The sequence below is a fragment of the Janthinobacterium sp. GW823-FHT01H08 genome, assembly GCF_058797855.1.
Window position 1 is genome coordinate 5,434,820 of the sequence record NZ_CM179504.1, and the last position, 25,102, is coordinate 5,459,921.

At 65.5% G+C, this 25,102-nt stretch carries 22 protein-coding genes and 2 tRNA genes; 18 read left to right on the plus strand and 6 right to left on the minus strand.

Features of this window, described 5'->3' with window-relative positions; translation table 11 throughout:
* Nucleotides 1-585, plus strand: a complete 585-nt coding sequence (locus tag AC3RCG_RS24345) for a response regulator transcription factor (RefSeq protein ID WP_492401726.1) — start codon at nucleotides 1-3, stop codon at nucleotides 583-585.
* Nucleotides 586-680: 95 nt separating this feature from the next.
* Here the strand turns inward: AC3RCG_RS24345 and AC3RCG_RS24350 are convergent, their stop codons facing one another.
* Nucleotides 681-1,508: a siderophore-interacting protein gene (locus AC3RCG_RS24350; protein WP_492401725.1), complete on the minus strand. Its 828-nt coding sequence runs from the start codon at nucleotides 1,506-1,508 to the stop codon at nucleotides 681-683.
* Nucleotides 1,509-1,530: 22 nt separating this feature from the next.
* Entirely contained in the window at nucleotides 1,531-2,082 is a 552-nt protein-coding gene (locus AC3RCG_RS24355; RefSeq protein WP_492401724.1) for a PadR family transcriptional regulator, read from the minus strand.
* Between the two features lie 248 nt (nucleotides 2,083-2,330).
* Between AC3RCG_RS24355 and AC3RCG_RS24360 the strand changes: the two genes are divergently transcribed.
* Nucleotides 2,331-2,675: a DUF3052 family protein gene (locus tag AC3RCG_RS24360; protein ID WP_492401723.1), complete on the plus strand. Its 345-nt coding sequence runs from the start codon at nucleotides 2,331-2,333 to the stop codon at nucleotides 2,673-2,675.
* Nucleotides 2,676-2,682: 7 nt separating this feature from the next.
* Here the strand turns inward: AC3RCG_RS24360 and queG are convergent, their stop codons facing one another.
* Nucleotides 2,683-3,774 (minus strand): tRNA epoxyqueuosine(34) reductase QueG, encoded by a 1,092-nt coding sequence (gene queG / locus AC3RCG_RS24365; protein WP_070223039.1) that lies wholly within the window; start codon nucleotides 3,772-3,774, stop codon nucleotides 2,683-2,685.
* Between the two features lie 78 nt (nucleotides 3,775-3,852).
* Here queG and tsaE point away from each other — a divergent pair, with 78 nt between their 5' ends.
* The 3 genes from tsaE to AC3RCG_RS24380 are packed head-to-tail and all read left to right on the plus strand — an operon-like array spanning nucleotide 3,853 to nucleotide 6,553.
* Nucleotides 3,853-4,341, plus strand: a complete 489-nt coding sequence (tsaE, locus tag AC3RCG_RS24370) for a tRNA (adenosine(37)-N6)-threonylcarbamoyltransferase complex ATPase subunit type 1 TsaE (protein ID WP_070223037.1) — start codon at nucleotides 3,853-3,855, stop codon at nucleotides 4,339-4,341.
* The gene (locus tag AC3RCG_RS24375; protein WP_070223035.1) at nucleotides 4,305-5,702 is read left to right on the plus strand and encodes an N-acetylmuramoyl-L-alanine amidase; all 1,398 of its coding nucleotides are present in this window, start codon (nucleotides 4,305-4,307) and stop codon (nucleotides 5,700-5,702) included. The genes tsaE and AC3RCG_RS24375 overlap by 37 nt, the downstream gene beginning before the upstream one ends.
* Nucleotides 5,703-5,716: 14 nt before the next feature.
* A complete protein-coding gene (locus tag AC3RCG_RS24380) occupies nucleotides 5,717-6,553 on the plus strand; it encodes a D-hexose-6-phosphate mutarotase (protein ID WP_492401720.1) in 837 nt (278 codons plus the stop codon).
* On the opposite strand, the gene AC3RCG_RS24385 is transcribed toward AC3RCG_RS24380, so the two are convergent.
* Nucleotides 6,550-7,449: a carbonic anhydrase gene (locus AC3RCG_RS24385; RefSeq protein ID WP_343216092.1), complete on the minus strand. Its 900-nt coding sequence runs from the start codon at nucleotides 7,447-7,449 to the stop codon at nucleotides 6,550-6,552. The genes AC3RCG_RS24380 and AC3RCG_RS24385 overlap by 4 nt on opposite strands.
* On the opposite strand from AC3RCG_RS24385, the gene AC3RCG_RS24390 reads away from it, so the two are divergent.
* Nucleotides 7,448-7,639 carry a hypothetical protein gene (locus tag AC3RCG_RS24390; RefSeq protein WP_240453691.1) on the plus strand — a complete coding sequence of 64 codons (192 nt, stop codon included), beginning with the start codon at nucleotides 7,448-7,450 and terminating at the stop codon, nucleotides 7,637-7,639. The genes AC3RCG_RS24385 and AC3RCG_RS24390 overlap by 2 nt on opposite strands.
* Before the next feature lie 99 nt (nucleotides 7,640-7,738).
* Here AC3RCG_RS24390 and AC3RCG_RS24395 read toward each other — a convergent pair whose 3' ends face one another.
* On the minus strand, nucleotides 7,739-8,389 hold the full coding sequence (locus AC3RCG_RS24395) for a VTT domain-containing protein (RefSeq protein WP_070223029.1): 651 nt from the start codon (nucleotides 8,387-8,389) through the stop codon (nucleotides 7,739-7,741).
* 248 nt (nucleotides 8,390-8,637) lie between these two features.
* Here AC3RCG_RS24395 and AC3RCG_RS24400 point away from each other — a divergent pair, with 248 nt between their 5' ends.
* From AC3RCG_RS24400 to AC3RCG_RS24455, 12 genes are all read left to right on the plus strand, one after another.
* On the plus strand, nucleotides 8,638-9,576 hold the full coding sequence (locus tag AC3RCG_RS24400) for a peptidylprolyl isomerase (protein ID WP_492401719.1): 939 nt from the start codon (nucleotides 8,638-8,640) through the stop codon (nucleotides 9,574-9,576).
* 143 nt (nucleotides 9,577-9,719) lie between these two features.
* Entirely contained in the window at nucleotides 9,720-11,633 is a 1,914-nt protein-coding gene (mutL, locus tag AC3RCG_RS24405) for a DNA mismatch repair endonuclease MutL (RefSeq protein ID WP_492401718.1), read from the plus strand.
* Nucleotides 11,634-11,738: 105 nt separating this feature from the next.
* Complete coding sequence (gene miaA / locus AC3RCG_RS24410) at nucleotides 11,739-12,686, plus strand: tRNA (adenosine(37)-N6)-dimethylallyltransferase MiaA (RefSeq protein ID WP_492401717.1); 948 nt, start codon at nucleotides 11,739-11,741, stop codon at nucleotides 12,684-12,686.
* A 227-nt stretch (nucleotides 12,687-12,913) separates the two neighbouring features.
* Nucleotides 12,914-12,990: transfer RNA gene (locus tag AC3RCG_RS24415), tRNA-Met, on the plus strand.
* Between the two features lie 59 nt (nucleotides 12,991-13,049).
* A tRNA-Met gene (locus tag AC3RCG_RS24420) sits at nucleotides 13,050-13,126 on the plus strand.
* 180 nt (nucleotides 13,127-13,306) lie between these two features.
* Nucleotides 13,307-13,834: a sigma-70 family RNA polymerase sigma factor gene (locus tag AC3RCG_RS24425; RefSeq protein WP_070312288.1), complete on the plus strand. Its 528-nt coding sequence runs from the start codon at nucleotides 13,307-13,309 to the stop codon at nucleotides 13,832-13,834.
* Nucleotides 13,831-14,835: a FecR family protein gene (locus AC3RCG_RS24430; protein WP_492401716.1), complete on the plus strand. Its 1,005-nt coding sequence runs from the start codon at nucleotides 13,831-13,833 to the stop codon at nucleotides 14,833-14,835. The genes AC3RCG_RS24425 and AC3RCG_RS24430 overlap by 4 nt, the downstream gene beginning before the upstream one ends.
* Nucleotides 14,836-14,908: 73 nt before the next feature.
* Entirely contained in the window at nucleotides 14,909-17,383 is a 2,475-nt protein-coding gene (locus AC3RCG_RS24435; RefSeq protein WP_492401715.1) for a TonB-dependent siderophore receptor, read from the plus strand.
* A gap of 162 nt (nucleotides 17,384-17,545) precedes the next feature.
* Nucleotides 17,546-18,565, plus strand: a complete 1,020-nt coding sequence (locus AC3RCG_RS24440) for a LacI family DNA-binding transcriptional regulator (protein ID WP_070310452.1) — start codon at nucleotides 17,546-17,548, stop codon at nucleotides 18,563-18,565.
* Between the two features lie 240 nt (nucleotides 18,566-18,805).
* On the plus strand, nucleotides 18,806-20,206 hold the full coding sequence (locus AC3RCG_RS24445) for an alkaline phosphatase family protein (protein WP_070311972.1): 1,401 nt from the start codon (nucleotides 18,806-18,808) through the stop codon (nucleotides 20,204-20,206).
* 80 nt (nucleotides 20,207-20,286) lie between these two features.
* On the plus strand, nucleotides 20,287-21,885 hold the full coding sequence (locus tag AC3RCG_RS24450) for a histidine-type phosphatase (protein ID WP_492401714.1): 1,599 nt from the start codon (nucleotides 20,287-20,289) through the stop codon (nucleotides 21,883-21,885).
* A 96-nt stretch (nucleotides 21,886-21,981) separates the two neighbouring features.
* The gene (locus AC3RCG_RS24455) at nucleotides 21,982-23,568 is read left to right on the plus strand and encodes a histidine-type phosphatase (protein ID WP_492401712.1); all 1,587 of its coding nucleotides are present in this window, start codon (nucleotides 21,982-21,984) and stop codon (nucleotides 23,566-23,568) included.
* 30 nt (nucleotides 23,569-23,598) lie between these two features.
* Here AC3RCG_RS24455 and AC3RCG_RS24460 read toward each other — a convergent pair whose 3' ends face one another.
* Complete coding sequence (locus AC3RCG_RS24460) at nucleotides 23,599-25,098, minus strand: CoA-acylating methylmalonate-semialdehyde dehydrogenase (RefSeq protein WP_492401711.1); 1,500 nt, start codon at nucleotides 25,096-25,098, stop codon at nucleotides 23,599-23,601.
* Between the last annotated feature and the right edge of the window lie 4 nt (nucleotides 25,099-25,102).

A 25,102-nucleotide genomic window follows, 5' to 3' on the forward strand; every position in this document is an offset into this window, starting at 1 on the left:
ATGCTACACATCATCGACGACGAAGAAGTCGTGCGCGACTCCCTCTCCTGGCTGGCCGCCTCGCGCAGCATCGAGGCGCGCAGCTACGCCAGCGCCCAGCAATTTCTCGATAGCCTGGACGGCGGCTTCGACGCCGCCGGCGACTGCGTGCTGCTCGACGTGCGCATGCCCGACATGAACGGCATCGCCCTGTTCGACCAGCTGGTCAAGCGCGACCTGGCGGCGCGCCTGCCCGTGATTTTCCTCACCGGCCACGGCGACGTGCCGATGGCCGTCGACAGCCTGAAACGGGGCGCCTTCGATTTCTTTGAAAAGCCGTTCAACGACAACGACCTGATGGACCGCGTGCAGCAGGGCCTGGCCAACTCGCGCCAGGCGGGCGAACTGGCCGCCGTGCATGCGCGCCTGGCCACCCTGTCGTCACGCGAACGCGAAGTGCTGGACCTGATTTTGGCGGGCAAGATGAACAAGGTGGTGGCCGACAAGCTGGGCATCAGCATGCGCACCGTGGAAGTCCACCGCGCGCATATCTTCGACAAGATGCAGGTCAAGACGGCGGTGGAGCTGGCGGGGTTGTTGAAGTAATGGCGGTAACGTTGGATTACGCCGTATATTGCAACGCAGGTCGGCGTAGGTCGGGTTAGCGCAAAGCGCGTAACCCGACACCACCATCACCACCATCACGCATCGTGATGCTCATGGTGCTCCGCCGCCCCATGCTTCCAGTAACTGGCCACATGCAGATGCTGCTTCGGCACCCCGGCGTCGATAAAATGCGCGCGCAAACCCTGCACCTGCGCATGCTCGCACGCCACCCACACGTAGCCGTCTCCCTCTGACGGCAGCGCGATCTGGCGCAAGGCGTCGAGCAGCAGCGGACCCTGGCGGCCATTGCGCGCCACCCAGCGCACGTCCAGCTGCGCCGCGCACTCGAGCGCGATCTGCTCGCCGTCTTCGACGATCTCGATCACGGCGATGGCCCGCGCCGTGGCCGGCAGCTGCTCCAGGCGGCGGGCGATGGCCGGCAAGGCCGTCTGGTCGCCCACCAGCACATACCAGTCGAAGTCGAGCGGTACCAGCATCGAGCCGCGCGGCCCGCCCACGCCCAGGGTCTGGCCGGGCGCCGCTTGCGCCGCCCACAACGATGCAGGCCCGTCGCCATGCAGCACGAAGTCGATTTCCAGCTCGCGCCGTTCGGCGTCGTAGCGGCGCGGCGTGTAATTGCGGGCGATGGGGCGCGGCCCTTCCGCATACTCGATGGGATTGGCGCCATTGCCCAGCACGGGGAACACGGGCGTCGTCTGGCCCGGGGCGGGGAAGAACAGTTTCACGTGGTCGTCGTGCGCGGGCGAGACAAAGCCGTCCAGGTCGTCGCCCGCCAGTGTGATGCGGCGCATGTGCGGCGTCAGCTGTTCGGTGCGCACGACGGTGAGCACGCGCAGTTTCAAGTCATGCCGCACGCGCTCGATGGCATGCGGACGTGGTGTTGCAGGTGAGGCAGTAGTCATTGCTTGTCCTTGTAAAGTGGGCTCAGTGGCCGTCGACGATGGCGTTCGCCGCCTGTTCCAGCACGGCGGACACGCGCTCGGCTTCCGCTTCGCTCCAGTTAGTCTTGTTCAGCAACAGCGCATGCTTGAGGGTGTGCATGGCCTGGCGCACGCGCTCGGGCAAGGCGTTACGCGCCTGGACGCGGGCAAACATGTCGAGGCGGGCCAGGATGCCGTCTACCTGGGCGCGGTTCTCGTCGAGATAGGCGCGCCCCAGCTCCGTGATCGTGTAGAGCTTCTTGCCGCTGGCGCTTTCGGAGGACGTCACATGATCCTGCTCTTCCAGCAAGGTCAAGGTCGGATACACGGCCCCGGGGCTGGGGGCATACGCGCCGCCGCAACGCTCTTCGATGGCCTTGATGATTTCGTAGCCGTGACGGGGGCTGATTTCGATCAGCGCCAGCACGATCAGCGGCAGATCGCCGCGGCCGAAGACGCGCTCGGCCCGTTCGCCGCGCCCGCCCCGGCCACTAGGGCCGCCATGGCCCATGCCGTCGCCGCGCTCGTCGAAGCCGCGCGGGCCGCGGCCGTGCATGAAGTATTCGTGATGGTGTTCGTGGCGATGCCCGCCTTGATGGTGATGGTGATGGTGATGCTGGCCGCAATGGCCGTGTTCTGCGTGGTGTGAGTTTCTCATGTTTTCTCTTTAAAGATATATCGTTAGTAGGTATCGCTATTTTATAACGATATATCGATAAGTCAAGGAGAAATTTGTTATGCTCGTCTTTTCCCAACCGACACGCCGATGCCATGCCTGAAAAAACTGTTGCTGAGAAAATGGTTGTGAAAAATGCCAGAGCCCTGGCCGTGCTCAATGACGGCGGCGAGCATGCCGCCCTGCTGGCGCAGTTGCCGGCCGAACGGCGGGTGAGCGAAGGAGAAAACGCCGACTGGATATTGCTGTTCGCGCGCAGCCGCGCGGAACTGGAGCAGTTCCTGCCGGCGGCGCAGGCGCGCCTGGCGCCGGGCGGCGCGGTCTGGGTGGCGTACCGCAAGGGTGGCATCAAGGCGGGCAGCGATATCCACCGCGACGATATTCGCCTGTATGCGCAGGCAACAGGTCTCGACAGCGTGGCGATGATCGCCATCGACAGCGAGTGGTCGGCGCTGCGCCTGAAGCAGGCTTAAACGCAGCTCAAGCGATGCCGTGCAAGGCCAGTGCCCATTCGACGTGCTCGCGCACGATGGCCGACGGATGCGCGCGGCGCGACAGCAGGGCCGCGACGATGTCGGCCTGGCCCCGGGCCTTGGCGGCCGCGTTGCCCATGCCGACGGCCAGGTTGCGCAGCCAGCGTTCGTGGCCGATGCGGCGGATCGCGCTGCCTTCCATGCGGCGGTTGAATTCCTCTTCCGTCCAGGCGAACAGCTCCACCATGCCGGCGCTGCCCAGGCTGTGGCGCTCGTCGAAGTCGGGCACGACGGCGCGCTGGGCGAACTTGTTCCACGGGCAGACGGTCTGGCAATCGTCGCAGCCGTACACCTTGTTGCCGATCAGGGGGCGCATCTCGACGGGAATCGCGCCCTTCAGCTCAATCGTCAGGTAGGAGATGCAGCGCCGCGCGTCGAGCTGGTACGGCCCCAGGATGGCTTGCGTCGGGCACACCGTGATGCACGCCGAGCACTGGCCGCAGCGCGGGGTCTCGGGCGGGTCGACGGGCAGCGGCACGTCGATGAGGATCTCGCCGAGGAAAAAGAAGGAACCGCCCTGGCGGTTGATCAGCAAAGTGTGCTTGCCGCGCCAGCCCAAGCCGCCCTTTTGCGCCAGCTCGACTTCCATCACGGGCGCCGAATCGCTGAAGACGCGGTAGCCGAAGTCGCCGATCTCGCCCTTGATGCGGTCTGCCAGCTGCTGCAGGCGCGAACGCATCACCTTGTGATAGTCGCGGCCCCGCGCATACACGGAGATCACGGCCGCCGCGGGGTCGGCGTCGCGCGCCGCCTCGTGTGCGCGCCAGTCGGGGCCCAGCGCCGGCGGCAGGTAGTTCATGCGCGCGCTGATGGCACGCACCGTGCCCGGCACCAGTTCGGCCGGGCGCGCGCGCTTCATGCCGTGGCTGGCCATGTAATCCATTTCGCCGTGATACCCTGCATCGAGCCAGGCCTGCAACGGTGCTTCCATGTGCGACAGGTCCACGTCGGCGATGCGCACCTCGGCAAAACCCAGCTCGCGCCCCCATTCCTTGATGGTGCGCGCCAGGACGGCGAGATCGGTGGTGGTGGCGGACATAGGGGACTTTACGGAAAACGGCAGGCGCGCGGGCGGTTACAATGACAGCAGCCTCCATTTTATGCGATACGGAAGATCATGACCGAACACTTCACAGCCCACCTCCACGACGAAGCCGGCACCGCCGCGCTGGGCGCCGCGCTGGCGCGCGCGCTGGCGCCCGGCCTGGCGATCTACCTGCACGGCGACCTGGGCGCCGGCAAGACGGCCCTCACGCGCGCCCTGCTGCACGCGGCCGGCCACGCGGGCCACGTCAAAAGTCCCACCTACACCTTGTCCGAACCGTACACGGTGCAGCTCGACGGCCAGAGCGTCAACGTCATCCACTTCGACCTGTACCGCATGGGCAGTGCCGAGGAATTCCTCGACGCGGGCTTTCGCGAAGACTTCGACGGGCGCAATATCTGCATCGTCGAATGGCCGGAGAAAGCCGAACCGGTGCTGCCGCCTGCCGACCTGAATATTTATTTGAACGTTGCGGGTACAGGACGTGATGTAGAATTGCAAGCGTCTTCTGAATTGGGTCTGTCATGCCTTCACCGTCTCAAATTCGCCCCGAACCTTTGATCTCCTCGCCCATCACCCGGCGCACGGTGCTCAAGGCCGGCGGCACCCTGCTGTTGTCCGTGTTCGCGCCCATGTCGGCGATGGCGGCGCAAATTCTCGCCGTGCGCGTCTGGCCGGCCGAGGACTACACCCGCGTCACCCTGGAAAACGACAGCATCCTCAAGGCGACCCACTTCATCGTCAAGGACCCGGAACGGCTGGTGGTCGACATCGAAGGGCTGGAACTCAATCCCACCTTGAAGGGCCTGGTGGCGAAGATCCAGTCGAACGACCCGTACATCAAACAGGTGCGCGTGGGCCAGAACCGGCCCAATGTCGTGCGCCTCGTGTTCGACCTGAAGGAAGAAGTCACGCCGCAGCTGTTTACCCTGCCGCCGGCCGGTTCCTACAACCACCGTCTGATCTTCGACCTGTATCCCGTGCGCGAGCCGGACCTGATCGCGCAGATGATCGAAAAGGGCGACTGGTCGAGCGACCCCGCCAAGCCGCCTATGGCCGACACGCATACGCCGCCGCCCGCGCTGCCGCTGCCCGAGAGCGGCAAGCCGCCCGTGGCCGCCGTGACGCCGCCGGCGCCCACCGTGCCGCCCGTGCCCGAACTGCGTCCGGAACAGCGCCCCGAAGCGCGCCCCCTGCCGGGCCAGAAAGTGGTGCGCATGATTACCATCGCGCTCGATCCCGGTCACGGCGGCGAAGACCCTGGCGCCATGGGCAGCCGGGGCAGCCGCGAAAAAGACGTGGTGCTGGCCATCGCCAAGCGCCTCAAGACCAAGCTGGAATTGCAGCCGAACATGCGCGTCATGCTCACGCGCGACGCCGACTTCTTCGTCCCGCTGGGCATGCGCGTGGAAAAGGCGCGCAAGGTGCAGGCCGACCTGTTCGTCTCGATCCACGCCGACGCCTTCATCCAGCCGACGGCGCGCGGCTCGTCTGTCTTCGTGCTGTCCGAAAAGGGCGCCACCTCGACGGCCGCGCGCTGGCTGGCCAACAAGGAAAACCAGGCCGACCTGATCGGCGGCGTGAACGTGAAGAACCACGACAAGCAGCTGGCCAGCGTGCTGCTCGACCTGTCGACGACGGCGCAGATCAATGACAGCATGAAGCTGGGCAAGGCCGTGCTGCGCGAAATCGGCGGCATCAACCGCCTGCACAAGGGTTCCGTCGAGCAGGCCGGCTTCGCCGTGCTGAAAGCGCCGGACATCCCGTCCATCCTGATCGAGACGGCCTTCATCTCGAATCCGGAGGAAGAAGCCAAGCTGACCGACAACGGCTACCAGGACCAGATGGCCGACGCCATCGTCACGGGCATCAAGAATTACTTTGCCAAGAATCCGCCGCTGGCGAAAAGCCGTTTGACCTGACATGAAAGCCTAGCATGAGCGACAGCACCTTTGGCCAGTTGCCGGCCGTGACCATCCGCGCCGCCGATGGCGCGCAGGCGACCGTCACCCTGTACGGCGGCCACCTGGTCTCGTGGCAAACCAGCGATGGCCAGGAGCGCCTGTTCTGCAGCCGCGATTCCGCCCTCGACGGCAGCCGCGCCATCCGGGGCGGCGTGCCCTTGATCTTCCCCCAGTTCGGCGCGCGCGGCACGGGCATGCGCCACGGCTTTGCGCGCGTGGCGACCTGGCAGCTGGAATCGACGGGCGAGACCGATGGGGCCGCATGGGCGCAATTCATCCTGCAGCACACGGACCTGCCGGAGGCGATCGCCGCCAGCTGGCCATGGGCCTTCACCCTGCGCCTGCGCGTGGCGGTGCAAGGCCAATCGCTGGAACTGTACCTGTCCGTGCACAACACGGGCGAACAGGCGTTTCCGTTCTCGGCCGCCCTGCACAGCTATTTTGCGATCGATCGATTGAGCGAGGCCCGCGTTGGCGGCCTGCAGCGCGTGCGCTATTCGGACGAGACGCCGCAGGATGCCTTGCAGGCGGAAGAGGAGCTGCAATTTTCGGACAAGCTGGACCGCATCTATTACCAGTTGCCGGGCGCCCTGACCCTGCAGTCCGGCCGCCATACGCTGCGCCTGGAGCAGCAGGGCTTCACGGATGCCGTCGTGTGGAACCCCGGCGCGCAGGACGCGGCCGCCCTGCCCGACCTGGGCGACGACGAGTACCAGCGCTTCATCTGCATCGAGCCTGCCCTGATCCAGCCCGACCTGCTGGCCGCCGGCGCCGAATGGACCGGCCGCCAGCGCCTGGAATTCGTTTAATTCGATTCCTTGATGATGCGTCCGTTACCGGCTTGCACCGGGCGCGCATTGAGCGGATACAAACGGCTGAACAGCGCCATCTGCGCCGGCGAAGCCTGCACCGGCTGCTTCATCACCAGCCACAGCACGCCCTCGCTGCACGGCGGCGAAGTCAGCGATCCCATATACGTGTAGTAGTCGCGCCGCGCCGGCAGCATCTCGGCGGGATCGAGCAGGATGGTCGGCTGCATGGTGTCGAATTTTTCCAGCGGCAGGTTGTTCCACACGGTCTGGATGGTCGCTTGCGGCGCGCCCCGCTCCAGCAGCAGCGCCAGCACCGCCAGCCGGCCTTCCGCATCGCGATGCACCAGGTGCACCACCATTTCGAATGCCTTGCCATTGATGCGCTCTTCGGACGGACGGTGGAAATGGAATTGCTGCAGCTCGAACATGCGGTTCTGCACCGTGATGTAATTGCCGCCGCTCACGCCCACCTGCACCGTGTGGCCGTTGTCGACCACATTGAACGACGACGGATGGTAGTCAAAGCTGATCTGCTCGAGTTCCACCTTCATGCCATCGCGGATATCGATCGGCGACTGGCGGTTGCCATTGCCGCACTTGGCCCAGTCGACATTGATCTTGCTCCAGTTGGCCGGACCACTCTCCCCCTCGTACGACCAGTGCGTGCCGCGCGCCACGGGCGGCGGTGGCGGCGGCGCGGCCTTCACCACGGCGGCCCGCTTGGCGCGGGCGGCGGCGCGGGCCGCCTGGGTGGCGCGCATTTCCGCCAGGCGCGCCGCGATGCGTTCGGACAGGTCGACTTCGGCCGCTTCTTCCTTCTCGCGCGCCGTGGGCGCGACGACGACAGGCGCCTTGGCCTCCTTGCCCTTCACCGATTCGGTCAGGGTTTTCATGGCGGCCGCACGCGCCGACGCCGACATCGGCGCGGAGGCGGCCGCGCTCGCCGAAGCGGGGGCATCTTTGGCGCTTGCCATGGCCGCCATCGCGGCAAGGCTGCAAGCTAACAGGGCGCTCAAATGTCGCATGGAAATCCAGAAAGTGAGAATACCTTCTGGTTTACGGCTGGAAAGCAACAAAACTTGAATCAGCGCAGGCGTAATACAGAAACAACGGAGAGAAAAACGGGATCCGGGGCCGGCTGCGGGCTGTGCCGCAGCGCGCTTGCCCCGGATCCATGCGGCCTTAGGCCGACTTGCCGACCATGCGCTTGTAGAGTTTCCACAAGCCGCCCAGTACCACCGGCACGACGGCGGCGCCGACACCGATCAGCACGATCAAGGTCAGGTGGTCGCGGATCCACGGAATATTGCCGAAGAAGTAGCCCGCCGTCACCAGACCGACCACCCACAACAGGGCGCCCGTCACGTTGTACATCTGGAAGCGCGCATGCGTCATGTCGGAAATGCCGGCCACGAACGGGGCGAAGGTGCGCACCACCGGCACGAAACGGGCCAGGATGATGGTCTTGCCGCCGTGCTTTTCAAAGAATTCATGCGTGCGGCGCATGGCATCCTTGTTGATCCAGCGGTAATCGTGGGTAAACACCCTTTGCCCGATGGCCTCGCCTATCCAGTAATTGAGCGTGTTGCCCGTGACGGCGGCCGTCACCAGCAAGGCGATCAGCAAGCCCAGGTGCATCTGTCCCGTCGCGCAAAATGCGCCGGCGATAAACAATAAGGTATCCCCAGGGAAGAAAAACAGCACCACGAGGCCTGTCTCGCAAAAAATAATGGCAAACAGCACCGCATACACGAGAGTACCGTACTGCTCGATCAAGAGGCCCAGCGTCTTGTCGACATGCACGATCATGTCGAGGAATTGCACAAAATCCATATATTTTTCCCTAAAGGTAGCGGCGGAATCATACACCACCCGGCCAGCGCAACGGCAGTCCCCTGGCCGATATTTCGTGATTAATTCGGCAGCGCCCTTGGCGATGTGGCATTTTAAGTAAAGGTTAAGGAAACGCCATATCGGCAGGCAACTGTCAGGATTACCATCTGCAATGTTTTTACAACGAAATATTGCCATTCCGGTATACACTTTCTCCACGGCGCAACCCGCGCCCACCAGGAGAAAACATGTATCGACACCCATTGAGCGGCCTGACCATGGCCACCGTACTGGGCCTTGCACATCTGACGGCCCACGCAGCCCCTGTCCAGATCAAGGCGCCCGCCGAACTGCCCGCCAAGGCGACCTTGGCCGACGTGATCAAGGCCTCGAAGCCGTCCGACTGGCGTGCGCTGGAGCCGGACAACACCTTGTACCTGGACATTCCCGCCGGCCGCGTGGTGATCGAACTGGCGCCCGACTTCGCACCGAAGCACGTGGCCAACATCAAGGCCCTGGTGGCGGAACAGTATTACGACGGCCTGGCCATCACGCGCGCGCAGGACAACTGGGTGGCGCAGTGGGGCGATCCGAACGAGAAAAATCCCAAGCCCATCCAGCACGCCCAGCGCACCCTGCCCGGCGAATTCACCGTGCCACTGAAAAACATCAAGAGCTTCACGCGCCTGCCGGACGTCGACGGCTATGCGCCGCAGGTCGGCCATTCGAACGGCTTCCCATCCGCGCGCGATCCGAAAACCGGCACGGCCTGGCTCACGCATTGCTATGCCACCGTGGGCGTGGGCCGCGACAGCGCCAGCGACAGCGGCGGCGGCACCGAGCTGTACGCCGTCATCGGCCAGTCGCCGCGCCACCTGGACCGCGACATCACGGTCGTCGGCCGGGTCGTCTCCGGCATGCCATTGCTGTCCACCCTGCCACGCGGCACGGCGCCCATGGGCTTTTACGACAGCCCCGAGAAAAACGTGCCGATCAAGTCCATCCGCCTGGCCGCCAGCGTGCCACCGGAACAGCGCGTGAACCTGGAAGTGATGCGCACCGACAGCGCCGCCTACCAGGCCGTGCTGGAAGCCCAGCGCCATCGCGGCGGCCCATGGAGCAAGGTCACGGCCGGCCACGTCGACCTGTGCAATGCGCCGATACCGGTGAGGGAGGTGGCGAAGTAAATATGGATCAAGGCTGGGGTCAGCCCCCCGGGTACGTTAGCGCCAAATTTTGTGTTAACGGTGTTGAGGGTCTGACCCCAAGTACGTTGGCGCTACGCTTTGCGTAGGCGGCGTTGCGGGTCTGACCCCGGTATAATTACCGCATGAACGCTTCCATCACGCCCCACCGCCCGATCCAGGCCCTGCCTGACCAGTTGATTTCGCAAATCGCCGCCGGCGAGGTGGTCGAGCGGCCGTCGGCCGTGGTCAAGGAATTGCTGGAAAACGCGCTCGACTCGGGCGCCACGCAGATCACGGTGCGGCTGGAAGAAGGGGGCGTGAAACGCATCGCGATCACCGACAACGGGCGCGGCATCGACAAAGACCAGCTGCCGCTGGCCCTGGCGCGCCACGCCACCTCGAAGATCGCATCGCTGCACGACCTGGAAAACGTGGGCACCCTGGGCTTCCGGGGCGAGGCGCTGGCCTCGATCGCCTCGGTGGCCGCCGTCACCGTGACGTCGCGCACGATGGATGCGGCCCATGCGTGGGAAATCGTCGGCTCGCACAACGGCAGCGTTTCGCCGTCCTCGGGCGCGCACGGCACCACGGTCGACGTGCAGGACCTGTATTTCAACACGCCCGCGCGGCGCAAATTCCTCAAATCCGAGCAGACGGAGTACGGCCATTGCGCCGAAGTCGTGCGCCGCATCGCGCTGGCGCGGCCCGACGTGTCGTTCTCGCTGTCGCACAACGGCCGCACCATCGACCAATGGAATATCAGCGAACTGGCCAAGCGCAGCGCCCACATCCTGGGCAACGACTTCGCCGAAGCGCGCCTGGCGCTGGACGAGTCGGCCGGCAGCCTGCGCATTCACGGCTTTGCCGGCTTGCCGACGGCGTCGAAGGCGCGCGCCGACGGCCAGTTCTTTTACGTCAACGGGCGCTTCGTGCGCGACAAGCTGCTCGTGCACGCCGTGCGCATGGCGTATCAAGACGTGCTGCACGGCGACCGCTTCCCGTCGTACGTGCTGGCGCTCGACCTCGACCCGGCCCTGGTCGACGTCAACGTGCACCCGTCGAAGATCGAAGTACGCTTCCGCGACAGCCGCTCCGTGCACCAGTTCGTCTTCCACGCGGTGCAGCGCGCGCTGGCGCAGACATCGGCCACGGCGTTCGGCAGCGTGCCGGCACCGCTGCCGGCAGCCTCCACCCTGGGCGGCGGCGACGCCGGCTCAGCTAATGGCGGCCCCGGCATCTGGCGCCGCGAACAGACGCAGACCTCGTTCGGCGCGCAATTTACGAATACCTTCGCGCCCGCCCCGCCCGGCGCGGCCCGCCCCTTCTTTGCCGACGCGCCAGGCGTGGCCCAGGACACGGCGGCCTACGGCGCCCTGTTCGGCGGCGGCGCAGGTGCCGCCAACTCGCCGGTCACGCAGGCGGAGCCCTACATCGCCTCGCCCGAAGCGATGGCGCGCGAAGAATATCCGCTGGGCTTTGCCCTGGCCCAGCTGCACGGCATCTACATCCTGGCGCAGAACACCAAGGGCCTGGTGCTGGTCGACATGCACGCGGCGCACGAGCGCATCCTGTACGAACAGCTGAAAAACGCGCTGCAGGCGCAGGTCTCCGGCCAGGACATGCAGGTGCAATCCTTGCTGATCCCCGTGACGTTCTACGCGGACGCCATCGAAGTGTCGACGGCGAATGAAAACCAGGAGACGTTAAAAGCGCTGGGCTTCGACATCGCCGCCCTGTCGCCCACCACCCTGGCCGTGCGCTCCGTGCCGACCCTGCTCAAGAACGCGGACGCGCAAACCCTGGCGCGCGACGTGCTGCGCGACGTGCGCGAATACGGCGGCTCGCGCGTGCTGATCGAGCGCCAGAACGAATTGCTGGGCACCCTGGCCTGCCACACGGCCGTGCGCGCCAACCGGATCTTGTCGGTGCAAGAGATGAACGCCCTGCTGCGCCAGATGGAGAGCACGGAACGCGCCGACCAGTGCAACCATGGCCGGCCCACCTGGGTGCAGGTCGAGATCAACGCGCTAGACAAGCTGTTCCTGCGCGGCCAATAAACGGTAGGTCGGATTAGCGCAAGCGTAATCCGACGCGATGCCGCCGCTGCAGTGTCGGATTACGCTGCGCTCATCCGACCTACGCATTACCTTACACGAGTCAACATGCAAAACACCCCACGTCTCCCCCTGGCCGTCGCCATCATGGGCCCCACGGCCAGCGGCAAGACGGCCAGTGCGCTGGCCATCGCGCAAGCGATCCCGTCCGAGATCATTTCCGTCGATTCCGCCCTCGTCTACCGGGGCATGGATATCGGCACGGCCAAGCCGTCGCAAGAAGAACTGGCCCAGGTACCGCATCATCTGATCGATATCATCGATCCGCTCGATGCGTATTCCGTGGCCCAGTTCCGCAACGATACCCTGCGTCTGGTGGCGGACATCTCCGCGCGCGGCAAGCTGCCGCTGCTCGTCGGCGGCACCATGCTGTACTTCAAGGGCCTGGCCGATGGCCTCGACGACTTGCCCGGCGCCGATCCGGTGCTGCGCGCCCGGCTGGAAGAAGACGCGGCCGCCATCGGCTGGCCCGCCATGCATGCGCGCCTGGCCGAGCAGGACCCCGTCACGGCCGCGCGCCTGGCGCCGCAGGATGCGCAGCGCATCGGCCGCGCGCTGGAAATCATCGCCTTGTCCGGCCAGCCCATGTCGGCCCTGCTGGACCGCCGCGAAAAGACCGTGCTGCCGTTCCAGCTGCAATCGTTCGCGCTGGAGCCGTCCGACCGCGCCGTGCTGCACGCGCGCATCGCCACGCGCTTCGACCTGATGCTGAAAAACGACGCCCTGCTCGACGAAGTGGAACAGCTGCGCCGGCGCGGCGACCTGCACCCGGGCCTGCCCTCGATGCGCTGCGTGGGCTACCGCCAGGCCTGGGAATACCTCGACGGCCGCATCGACCGCGCCGCCCTGCGCGAGACGGGCATCATCGCCACGCGCCAGCTGGCCAAACGGCAGCTGACATGGCTGCGCTCGATGCCGGAGCGCATCGTCATCGATTGCCTGGGAGCTGATCCGGCCAATGCCATGCTGGCACAAATCGCCCCTTTGCTGACATAAGCGTCGCCACACAACAACTGGCCAAGCGCTAGGCTCGACTTAGGCTGCGCTCGATGCCGGAACGCGTCGTCATCGATTGCCTGCGACGTGACCCGGCCGCGGCCATGCTGGCGCAGATTCAAGCGTTGCTGAAATAGCCATACAACAATCCACCACGAAAAACCCGCACATTTTTTTGCGCCAGCATTGACAAGGAAATCGGAAGACTGGATAATGCTCGGCTGTTGGGTGATATAGCTCAGTTGGTTAGAGCACAGCATTCATAATGCTGGGGTCGGTGGTTCAAGTCCACCTATCACCACCAAAGAACATCGATCAGGTTTCACCTGGTCAAAACCAGCATCCGGTCTGACCGGTCTGTTTGGTGATATAGCTCAGTTGGTTAGAGCACAGCATTCATAATGCTGGGGTCGGTGGTTCAAGTCCACCTATCACCACCAAGAATTTGCAGTATTGATGAACCCGCCCTGCCCCGTGCAGCGGCGGGTTTTTTCATTTCCGGCCGCCGCGCATGCGGCCTGCGCGCAACACCCGCCCCCTCCGCATGCAATCGGGGATTGTGGCGAGACGCCGCTGGCGCTTACAATGAGAATAATTCTCATTTATATTATTCATTCCCCATGTCCGCCATTCAGTCCAGCCTGCAACAGCAAGTGCAGTCGCTCTACAGCGAGCATCATGGCTGGCTGGTGGGCTGGCTGCGCAAAAAGCTCAGCTGTCCGCATGGCGCGGCCGATGTGGCACAAGACACGTTCGTGCGCATCATCGCTTCGCGCGACGCCCTGTTCGGCATGCGCGAACCGCGCGCCTATCTGTCCACCACGGCAAAGCGCTTGCTGCTCGACCGCGCGCGCCGGCAGGTACTTGAACGCAGCTACCTGGCGGAACTGGCCCTGCTGGCCGACAGCCTGCCCGGCGCGCCGTCGCCGGACGAGATCCTGATGGCAGTGCAGGCGCTCGGGCAGATCGCCACGGCGCTGGCCGGCTTGTCCGCCAGGGCGCGCGACGCCTTCTTGCTGCACTACCTGGAAGAGCAGCCGCAGGCCGCCGTCGCCGCGCAGCTGAACGTCTCCACGCGCATGGTGCAAAAATACCTGGTGCAAGCCTTGCTGGCCTGCCGCCACGCCTGCCCGGCCATGGCGGCATGAAGGGCGCGCGCACCGACGCGACAGCCGAACAGGCCGCGCAGTGGATCGTGCGCCTGAGCGCCGACGACCCGGCCGAGCGCGAACAGGCACGCTCCGGCTTCGCCGCATGGAAGGCGGCCGACCCGCTGCACGCGAACGCAGCGGCCGGCATGGAAAACCTGCTGCGCCAGTTGCACGCCGTGCGCGAGCCGGCCGGCGGCGACCATCGCCCCGCCCGGGCCGCCCTGGCCGCCATCGCCCCCGATCGCCCCCGCCAGCGCCTGCGCCAGCTGGCCGCCACCAGTGCCGTCGCCATGCTGGTGCTGGGCACGGCCATGGTCGCCAGCGAGCGCCCCGCCTACCTGCTGGCCGACCTGCGCAGCCCCACAGGGCAATGGCAGTCGCACATCCTGGCCGACGGCAGCCGGATCACCCTGGCCGGCGGCAGCGCCGTCAACGTGCGCTTTACTGCGGGCGAGCGGCACGTGGAACTGGTGCGTGGCGACATCCTCGTCGACGTCGCCAAGGATGTGCAGCGCCCCTTCATCGTCGACAGCAGGCAGGCGGCGATCCGCGCGCTGGGCACGCGCTTTAGCGTGCGCCGGGAAGACGGCGCCACCATCCTGAACATGCTGGAGTCGACAGTATCGGCGCAGGTGCCGCAACATCCTGCCGTCGTGGTGCGGGCGGGCCAGCGCACGCGCATCACGGGCGATGGCGTCGGACCGCTAACAACCATCGATGCGGTCAGCGTGCAGCAAGCGTGGCACGCGCACCAGCTGGTGGTCGACGACCAGCCATTGGCCGAGGTGCTCGACGAGCTGGCGCGCCACCGTCCCGGCCAGCTGCATTACGACCGCGCGCAGATCGCCGGCATCCGCGTGGCGGCCGTGCTGCCGCTGGACGACACGGACAAGGCGCTGCAGCTGTTGATCGACAATTTCCCGCAACTGCGCATCCGCATGCTGACGCGCTACCTGGTGATGGTCGACGCGCCAAGCACTGGCACCGCAAAAAAATAATTTGCCACGCAGGTTCGTGTTGGCGCATCTCGCGCGTCAAGGCAGCTGAGATCATTCAAAAAAGGCTGTCACCATGTACGCTCAAGTCATTGCCGTTTCCTCCCCGAACACCCTGCGCACGCGTCTGCGCCCGCTGGCCCTGGCGGCCATGCTGCTCGCTGGCGCCGCCCTGCATGCCCAGGCAGCCGCCCAGGCCGTGCCGGCGGTCGCCAGCTACGCCATTCCCGCCGGCCCGCTGGCCGGCGCCCTGAACCGCTATGCACAGCAGGCGGGCGTGTCCATCGTCATCGACGCGGCCAAGGTACAGGGGCTGCAGACGGCCGGCCTGCAAGGCAGCTACGCCATCGACGACGGCTTCGCCATGCTGCTGCGCGGCAGCGGCTATGCCATCGGCAAGACGTCCACCGGCTACGTGCTGGTGGCCGCGCCGGCGTCCGCCCCCACGGCGGCGGCCAGTGCCGCCTCGGCGGCCGAGCGCACCATGCCCTCGATTACCATCGTCGGCCAGGCCGAACAAGGCGCCACCACGGAAGGCAGCGGTTCCTACACGGCGCGCAAGCTCACCATCGGCAAGGGCGAGCAATCGATGAAGGACATCCCGCAATCGGTCAGCGTGCTGACGCGCCAGCGCCTGGACGACCAGGGCATCACGGACTTGCGCGAAGCCGTCAACAACGTCACTGGCGTGGTGGGCGTGCATGGCGTGGGCCCGGGCGTGGTCATCACGGCGCGCGGCTTCCAGATCGACCAGTGGCAATACGACGGCGTGCCGATCGACCGCAACACCTATGCGCTGGGTAACTGGGGCCAGGAAAACATGGTCATCTACGACCGCCTGGAAGTGCTGCGCGGCGCTTCGAGCATGCTCGTTGGCACGGGCAGCCCCGGCGGTTCCGTCAACCTGGTGCGCAAGCGCCCGCTGGCCACACGCGCGATCACGCTGACGGGGCGCGCCGGTTCCTGGGACCACTATGGCGCCCAGGTCGACATCAGCAGCCCCATGAACGCGGAAGGCAGCCTGCGCGGACGCGCCATCGTCGACGAGGAAGACAGCCACTCCTTCATCGACCAGGTATGGAGCAAGAGCCGCACCCTGTACGCGGCAATCGACTACGACCTGGCGCCCGCCACCACGGTCGGCCTGGCCGCCAGCCATGTCAAGGCCTACGGCCGCCCCACGTTCATCGGCCTGCCCCGCTACGTTGACGGCAGCGCACTGCCGCTGCCGCGCTCCACCTTCACGGGCGCCGACTGGAACCGCAGCCTGGTGGAACAAAGCACCGTCTACCTGGACCTGGAACACCACTTCAATACGCAATGGAGCCTGAAGGCCTCGGCGCTGGGCATGAATGAAAGCACCAGTTCCACGCACCAGCGCACGGCCTTCGCCATCAAACCCGACGGCAGCGGCGCGCGCTATGGCGACTTTTCCACCGATTTCGACAATCGCAAGCGCGGCATCGACGCTTTCGTGCGCGGCAAATTCGACGGCCTGGGCATCGCGCAGGAAGTCGTCGCCGGCGCCAGCTATGTCAGCATGACGTCGAACGACCGCTATGCGCGCGCGTGGGAAACGGGCGCGGATATCTTCAACATCAAGCACCATCGCCCGTGGCAGGACTTCGACAGCATCGCCGCGCGCGGCGTGAGCAGCTACAGCACCTACGACATGCGCCAGAAAGGGCTGTACGCCACCTGGAACGGCCAGCTGACGGGCAAGCTGAAAGCCCTGCTGGGCGGGCGCTTCAGCTGGTACGACTTCCTGTATGCCACGCCGGACGGCTACCGCGACGCCACCCGCGCCACGGCCAGGTTCACGCCATCGGTGGGCCTGATCTATGCATTGACGCCGCAATGGTCGGCCTATGCCAGCTATGCGGACGTGTTCCAGCCGCAGACGAACCACGACGTGGCGGGCCGCACCCTCAAGCCGATCACGGGCAGCAGCTACGAAGGCGGCATCAAGGGTGAACTGGTGGATGGCAAGGTCAACACCTCGCTGGCCGTATTCCGCTATGACCACAAGGACCGCGCCGTCACCGACTACGCTGCCGGTTTCGCCTGCGACGGCTGGTACTGCTCGCGCGCCTCGGGCAAGGTGCGCAGCCAGGGCCTGGAAGCGGAAGTGTCGGGCGAAGTGGCGCGCGGCCTGCAGCTGTCGGCCGGCTATGCCTACACGACGACGACCTACCTCGACGATCCGGACAACAAGGGCCAGGTCTTTTCCACGTGGACGCCGAAGCACATGCTGCGCCTTTGGTCGAGCTATACCCTGCCCGGCGCGTGGGACAAGTTCAGCGTGGGCGCCGGCACCAGCCTGCAAAGCCATACGGTCGATACCGAACGCACGTTCAAGGTTGCCGGTTTCTCGATCTGGAATGCACGCCTGGGCTGGCAAGCCACGCCGCAAGTGGCCCTGTCGGTCAACGTCAACAATCTGTTCGACAAGCGCTACATCATCCCGGCCTACAACACCACCGGGTCGAACAACTATTATGGCGACCCGCGCAACGTGCAGTTCACCCTGAAGTACACGCCGAAGTGGTAGGACGATTGAAAAGCTGAGGGCCGGCACGCCGGCCCGCGCCGCGTGACTGACAGTGCCACCGGCATTCAGTTCGCGCCGCGGCCGGGATTTTCGGCTAAGATGATGGAGCGGCGTTGCGCCGCACCGCATCGTGCATCGGCCTCTCAATCATCTACACCGTCAATGGAACAAAAAGACAAGTCCTGGGTCACTTCGGTCGACGTCGCCAAACGGGCCGGCGTCTCGCGCTCCGCCGTCTCGCGCACGTTCACGCCCGGCGCCAGCGTGGCGCCCGAAACGCGGGCCCGCGTGATGGAAGCGGCGCAGTCGCTGGGCTACCAGGTCAACATCCTGGCGCGCAGCATGAACCAGGGGCAAAGCAATCTGGTGGGCGTCGTCATCACGGGCTTCACGGACCCGTTCCGCGTGGCCCTGCTGGGCGAAGTCACGCGCAGCCTGAGCGAACATGCGCTGGTGCCGCTGCTGATGAATGCGGAAGATCCCGAACGCCTCAGCGAACTGCTGCGCATCCTCCTCAGCTACAAGATTTCCGGCGTCATCATGACGTCCGGCTCGCCGCCGTCCGCCGTGGCGACGGAATACCTGCAGCGGCAAGTACCGGTGGCCATGATCAACCGCGCGCGCGACCTGAAGGGCGTGGACGTGGTCAACAGCGACAACCGCCATGGCGGCGAACTGGCGGCCAGCACCCTGCTCGACAGCGGCGCCAAACGGCTGGCCTTCGTCAACACGCGCGCCAGCAGTTTCAGCGGCATCGCGCGCGGCAAGGCCTTCCTCGACCACCTGGCGCCGGCCGTGGCGAAGAAGCGCTGCACGGCCGGCGAATACCTGGCCGACGCCATCGGCTACCAAGCGGGCCAGGAAGCGGCCGACGCCCTGCTCGCCTCGGGCAAGCTGCCCGACGGCGTCTTTTGCGCCACCGACCTGATCGCCTGCGGCTTCATCGACGCGGCGCGCAGCAAGTACGGCATCGACGTGCCCGCGCAATTGCAGGTGATCGGCTTCGACGACATTCCCATGGCGGCGCTCGACGCCTACCAGCTGACCACCATCCGCCAGGATGCGGGCGAACTGGCGCGCCGCGCCGTCAAGAGCCTGGTCGAGCGCATGGAAAAATTCGCCATGCCGGGCCGCCTGAAGGAAGTCCCCGTCACGCTGGTGCGGCGCGGCACGACGCGCTAAGCGACTCAATACGGCAGATGGCGCAACGCCGTCTGCCCGCCCCCACCGCCCCGCAGCGCCCGCCGTTCCCCGTTTTCCACACTTTTTCATCCTCCGCCTGTACTTGTTGACATCGAAAAAAATCCGGGTTACTGTTTGCACACGCGTGCTGCACACGTGTGCAATTTCTTCAAAAAGCCTGTTCTGGCCATACCACTAAAAAAAGCGCCCCGTCCACGGAGGCGTATCAAGGAGACCGTTATGTTGAACCACGTTCTAAGAATCGCCCTGTTCGGTGCCGGGGCCATCGGCCTGGCGGCCTGCACCACCCCCGCCGGCATGCAGCACAATACGGCTGCCACAGCCGCCGCCGATCCGAAGCTGGCGAAGATCGGCCAGATCGTCGTCGTGTACATGGAAAACCGCAGCTTCGACCACCTGTTCGGTACCTTCCCCGGCGCCGACGGCATCGCCAATGGCCGCTCGCCGGACACCACCACGCAGACCGGTCCCGACGGCAAGCCCTATGCGATGCTGCCCGCCGTGGCGCTCGACAAGGGCGGCCTGGACCAGCGCTTCAAGGGCGACATCGCCAACGCGCCCTTCCACATGGAGCCGAGCGTGTCGCTGGGCGACAAGACGGCCAGTCCCGTGCACGCGTTCTGGACGCACAAGCGCCAGATCAACGACGGCAAGAACGACCGCTTCGTCGTCGAGGGCAATACGGGCGCCCTGCCGATGGGCTATTTCGACGGCAGCAAGCTCAAACTGTGGGCCCTGGCGCAGCGCTACACCCTGGCCGACCGCTTCTTCCAGTCCGCCTACGGCGGCTCCTTCCTCAACCACATGTGGCTGACCTGCGCCTGCACCCCCGTATTCCCGAACGCGCCCAAGTCCATCGTCGCCCAGGATGAGCGCGGCACGGGCCACAAGAAGGGCGAGGAAGCGGAAGTGACGCAGGACGGCTACGCCGTCAACACCATGCAGGGCCCGCTGCTGTTCGACCCGACCAAGAAGCAGACGTTCCTGCCGCCGCAAACCATGCCCACCATCGGTGACCGCCTGACGGACAAGGGCATATCCTGGGTCTACTATGCGGACGGTTACGACATCGCCGTCGCCTCGACCAAGTCGGGCAAGAAGGCAGACGATTTCTCATATCACCACCAGCCGTTCACCTACTTCAAGCGCTTCATCGACAGCCCGCAGCAGCGCGCCACGCACCTGAAGGACCGCTCCGACATGATCGCCGACGTCCAGGCGGGCAAGCTGCCGCCCGTCTCGTTCTACAAGCCCATGGGCAAGAAGAACATGCATCCGGGGATGGACAAATCGAGCGTGGCGGCCGGCGACGACGAGGGCGTGGCCATCATCAACGCCATCATGGAAGGCCCGCAATGGAAGGATACCGTCATCATCGTCACCACCGATGAAAACGGCGGCTTCTGGGACCACGTGGCGCCGCCCAAAGGCGACCGCTTCGGCCCGGCCACGCGCATCCCCGCCCTCGTCATCTCGCCGTTCAGCGAAGGCGGGCATATCGACCATACCGAGTATGAAACCGTGTCGATCCTGAAGTTCATCGAGGAACGCCATGGTCTGGCGCCATTGAGCGAGCGCGATGCGCGCGCCAACAGCCTGGCCAAGGCCCTCAAGCTCTAAATTCCACCATCCTGCCTGTCTTCCCTGGGTGCGCCGTCCTGCGCGGCGCGCCCGGGCAACTCACATCCAAAGGAAACGCCATGCTGCACGCACGCCATCTTCCCCTGTCCCTCCTGATGCTCTCCCTGGCCGCCTGTGGCGGCGGCGAGACAACGCCGCCGGTGACGCCCCCTGTCACGCCGCCGCCAGCCACCTATTACCAGACCAAGACGCCGTACACGCCGCAGCAGGAGGCGGCCACGTATGAAGCCGCGCCGGCCGGCTACGCGCCCGTGTTCACCGAACTGGTGGCGCGCCACGGTTCGCGCGGCCTGTCGAGCATGAAGTACGACGCCGCCTTCTACAACGTCTGGCAAAGGGCCGCCGCCGACGATGCGCTCACGCCACTGGGGCAAAAGCTGGGCGCCGACATCCTGAAACTGATGAAGGCCAACGCGCTGCTCGGCTACGGCGTGGACGGCATCACGGCGCCCGGCTACGGCAACCTGTCGCAGACGGGCATCAATGAGCACAAGCAGCTGGCCGTGCGCATGCTGGCGCGCCTGCCCGCCCTGTTCACGCAACTGGGCGCGAGCGCCGCCAGCGCGCCGCGCCAGATCGTCACCGTCAGTTCCGGCGTGGACCGCGCCAAGGACAGCGCCGCATATTTTGCGCAGTCGCTGGCCGCCACGGCACCCAACGTCGCGCCGCTGATCACCCTGCCGCCCGCGCCCGCCGGCTACCCGGCCGGCAAGCCCGTGGCGCAGCCAGCTGGCACCAACCGCTTCCTGCTGTATGCGCACAAGCTGGTGCCCAAGACGGACCTCGTCACCGATGCCCTCGACGGCTACTACCAGACCTACCAGGACAGCCAGGCCTACCAGAACTACCTGAAAAGCCCCGACTTCCTGGCCAAGTACACGGCCATCGACACGGACGCCACGGCGCGCACCCTGGGCCGTGAAGTGCTGGAACGGCTGTTTAGCAAGGCGTTTGTCGACAAGATCGACAACGGCACCTACAGCTTCGCCAATACGGGTACCTACAGCTTCACCAGCGACGACGGCAAGTTCACCAACACTGTCACGGGCGACGGCGAGACCACCATCAAGGGCCTGGCCGATGCCGCTTCCGTGCTGTACAACCTGTACGCCATCATGGCCGGCATGACGAACGAGGTCAAAGCCGACTTCGTGCAGTACATGCCGTCGGACGCGGCCAAGTACCAGGCCTTCGTGCAGGATTACCAGGATTTCTACAACAAGGGTCCCGGCACCACGGAAAGTGCCGGCGTCACCTGGAACTACGTGCGCGCGCTGCGCGAGGACTTCTTCACGGAAGTGGACGCCATCGCGCGCGGCGACCTGTCGCACGGCGCCAAGCTGCGCTTCACGCATGCGGAAGCCATCATCCCGCTGGCCACGGCCATGGGCCTGAAGACCGTCGTCGGCGCGCTGCCGGCGGCGCAGACCTACAGTTATGACAACAGCAGCTGGCGCGGCCTGTACGTGGCGCCGATGGCGGCCAACATGCAGTGGGACGTGTACCGCGACGCCAGCGGCAATGTGCTGGTAAAAATGCTGTACAACGAAAAGGAAACCGACTTCCAGGCCGCCTGCGATGGCGCGCGCCATGCGGCCGGCAGCCATTTCTATGTATATGCAAAGCTGAAGACCTGCTACGGCCACGTGGCGCAGTAATCACGGAGTGCAGGCGGGCCGGCTCCCAGCCGTGCCCGCCAGTTTGGCGTTTGATGCTAGGCTTGCGCCCAGGAACTCATCACGTCACGGACTCCCATGCCTCCATCGCTTCCCCTGGCCAGCATCCCGCTGGCCCTGGCCCTCGCCATGTGCGCCGGTCACACGCTGGCCGTCGAAGGCCATTACCAGACCAAGACGCCGTATGCGCCGCAGCAGGACCCGGCCACCTATGCCGCGCCGCCGGCCGGCTTCCAGCCCATTTTCACGCAGCTGGCGGCGCGCCACGGTTCGCGCGGACTCACCAGCATGAAGAACGACGCGGCCCTGTATGCGATGTGGCAGCAGGCCGCCGCGCAGGATGCGCTCACGCCCCTGGGCCGCGAACTCGGCCCCGACATCCTGGCCCTGATGAAGGCCAATGCCTTGCTCGGTTATGGCGTGGCCGGCATCGAGCGGCCCGGCTACGGCAATCTGTCGCAGACGGGTATCGACGAGCACCGGCAGCTGGCCGTGCGCATGCTGGCGCGCCTGCCCACCCTGTTTGCGCAAGTGGGGCAAGACGCGGCGACGGCGCCGCGACAGCTCGTCACCATCCATTCCGGCGTGGACCGCGCGCGCGACAGTTCGCGCTTCTTCACGCAGTCGCTGCTCGAGCACGCGCCAGCGCTGACACCCTTGGTGTATCTGCCGCCCGCGCCGGCGCCATATCCGCAGGGGCGCAAGCCCGCGGTACAGCCGATATTGCAGCCCGATGGCGTCAACCGCTTCCTGCTGTACGCGCACAAGCTGGCGCCGCAGACGGACCGCGTCACCGATCCGGCCAACCCGTATTACGCCACCTATGCCGCCAGCCAGGCCTACCAGTACTATGAACGAAGCAAGCAGCTGGATGCGCTGATGGGCACCCCGGCCAGGCTGCCTGCGGCGACCGTACATGCGCGCCACGTGCTCGAACGGCTGTTTTCTCCCGCCTTCCTCGACCAGTTTGAAGCCGGCCGCGCCAGCTATGCGGACACGGGCAGCTACACCTTCACCAGCGCCGACGGCAAGTTCACGCGCACCATGACGGGCAGCGGCAAGACCGTGATCCGCAGCCTGAATGCGGCCGCGACAAAATTGTATGAGCTGTATGCGATCGCCGCCGGCATGCGGCATGAAGTACCGGCCGATTTCAGCCGCTACATGCCTGCCGACGACGCGCGCTACTACGCCTATATCGCCGACCATGAAGATTTTTACCAGAAGGGCCCCGCCACCACGGAAAGCAGTGGCGTGACCTGGCGCTTTGCGCTGGCCTTGCGCGACGATTTTTTCAATGAGGTCGATGCGCTGGCCAGGGGAGATGTGCGCCACGCGGCGAAGCTGCGCTTCACGCACGCCGAGATGATCATTCCGCTCGCTTCGGCCATGGGCTTGCAGCAGGCGCTGGCCCCCTTGCCGGCATCGGTCAGCTACAGTTATGAAAACAATCCATGGCGCGGCCAGAGCGTCTCGCCGCTGGCGGCCAATATGCAGTGGGATGTGTACCGCAACGACGCAGGGCAGCTCATCGTGCGCCTGCTGTACAACGAAAAGGAAACGGACTTCCAGGCCGCTTGCGACGGCGCCCGCATCGCGCCGGGCAGCGTCTTTTACGACTATGCGAAACTGAAAACCTGCTACGGACACGTGGCGGCGCGCTGACGCGCTGATACTGCGCGCCGCCAGCGCGCTTTACTTCAAGGTCGGCATGGCAAACTCCGCCCCGGCCGCCGTCGAGGCCGGCCAGCGCTGCGTCACCGCCTTCTGCTTCGTATAGAAACGTACCGATTCCGGGCCGTGCGCATGGTGGTCGCCGAACAGGCTGCGCTTCCAGCCGCCGAAGCTGTGGAAGGCCATCGGCACGGGAATCGGCACGTTCACCCCGACCATGCCCACCTGCACCCGGTGCGTGTATTCGCGCGCCGTGTTGCCGTCGCGCGTGTAGATGGCCGTGCCGTTGCCGTATTCATGCGCATTGACCAGGTCCAGCGCCGCCGTGAAATCGGGCACGCGCACGATGCACAGCACGGGGCCGAAGATTTCTTCCTTATAAATCGTCATGTCCGGCGTGACGTGGTCGAACAGGCTGCCGCCGAGGAAAAAGCCCTGCTCATGGCCGGGCAGGACAAAACCGCGCCCGTCGCAGATGAGCTTGGCGCCCTCTTCCACACCTTGCGCGATATAGCCGGCGATCTTCTCCTTGTGCACCTGCGTGACGACCGGCCCCATCTCGGCCGACAGGTCCATGCCCTGCGTGATCTTTAACGCCGCGATGCGCGGCACCAGGGCTTCCACCAATTGATCCGCCACATTGCCGACCGCCACGACGACGGAAATGGCCATGCAGCGCTCGCCGGCCGAACCAAACGCGGCGCCCATCAGGGCATCGACCGTCTGGGGAATGTCCGCGTCGGGCATGACGACCATGTGGTTTTTCGCGCCACCGAGCGCCTGCACGCGCTTGCCCTGGGCGCAGCCCGTCGCATAGATATACTCGGCGATCGGCGTGGAACCGACGAAGCTGACGGCGCGCACGTCCGGGTGGTGCAGCAAGCCGTCGACGGCTTCTTTATCTCCCTGTACCACGTTGAAGACGCCGTCCGGCAAGCCCGCGTCCGTCAGCAGCTGCGCCAGCAGCAGGCTGGCCGACGGGTCGCGCTCGGACGGTTTTAATACGAAGGTATTGCCGCAGGCAATCGCCATCGGGAACATCCACATCGGCACCATCACGGGAAAGTTGAACGGCGTGATGCCGACGCACACCCCCAGCGCCTGGCGGATCGACCAGGCGTCGATGCCGCCGGCCACCTGTTCCGAATACTCGCCCTTCATCATCTGCGGGATGCCGCAGGCAAATTCCACCACTTCGATGCCGCGCGTCACTTCCCCTTTCGCATCCGTGAAGACTTTACCGTGTTCGGCCGTAATCAGGGCGGCCAGCTTGTCGGCGTTTTGCTCCAGCAACTCCTTGAATTTGAACATGACGCGGGCGCGGCGCAGGGGCGAGGTTTGCGACCAGGCGGGAAAGGCCGCATGGGCGGCAGCCACGGCCGCGTTCAGTTCGGCAGGCGTGGCCAGCGCCACCTTGGCCGTCACGGCGCCCGTGGCGGGATTGAAGACGTCGCTGGTGCGCTCGGTGCGCGAAGCCATCGGGTTGCCACCAATAAAGTGGCCGATCATCGGGGTCGTCATTGTC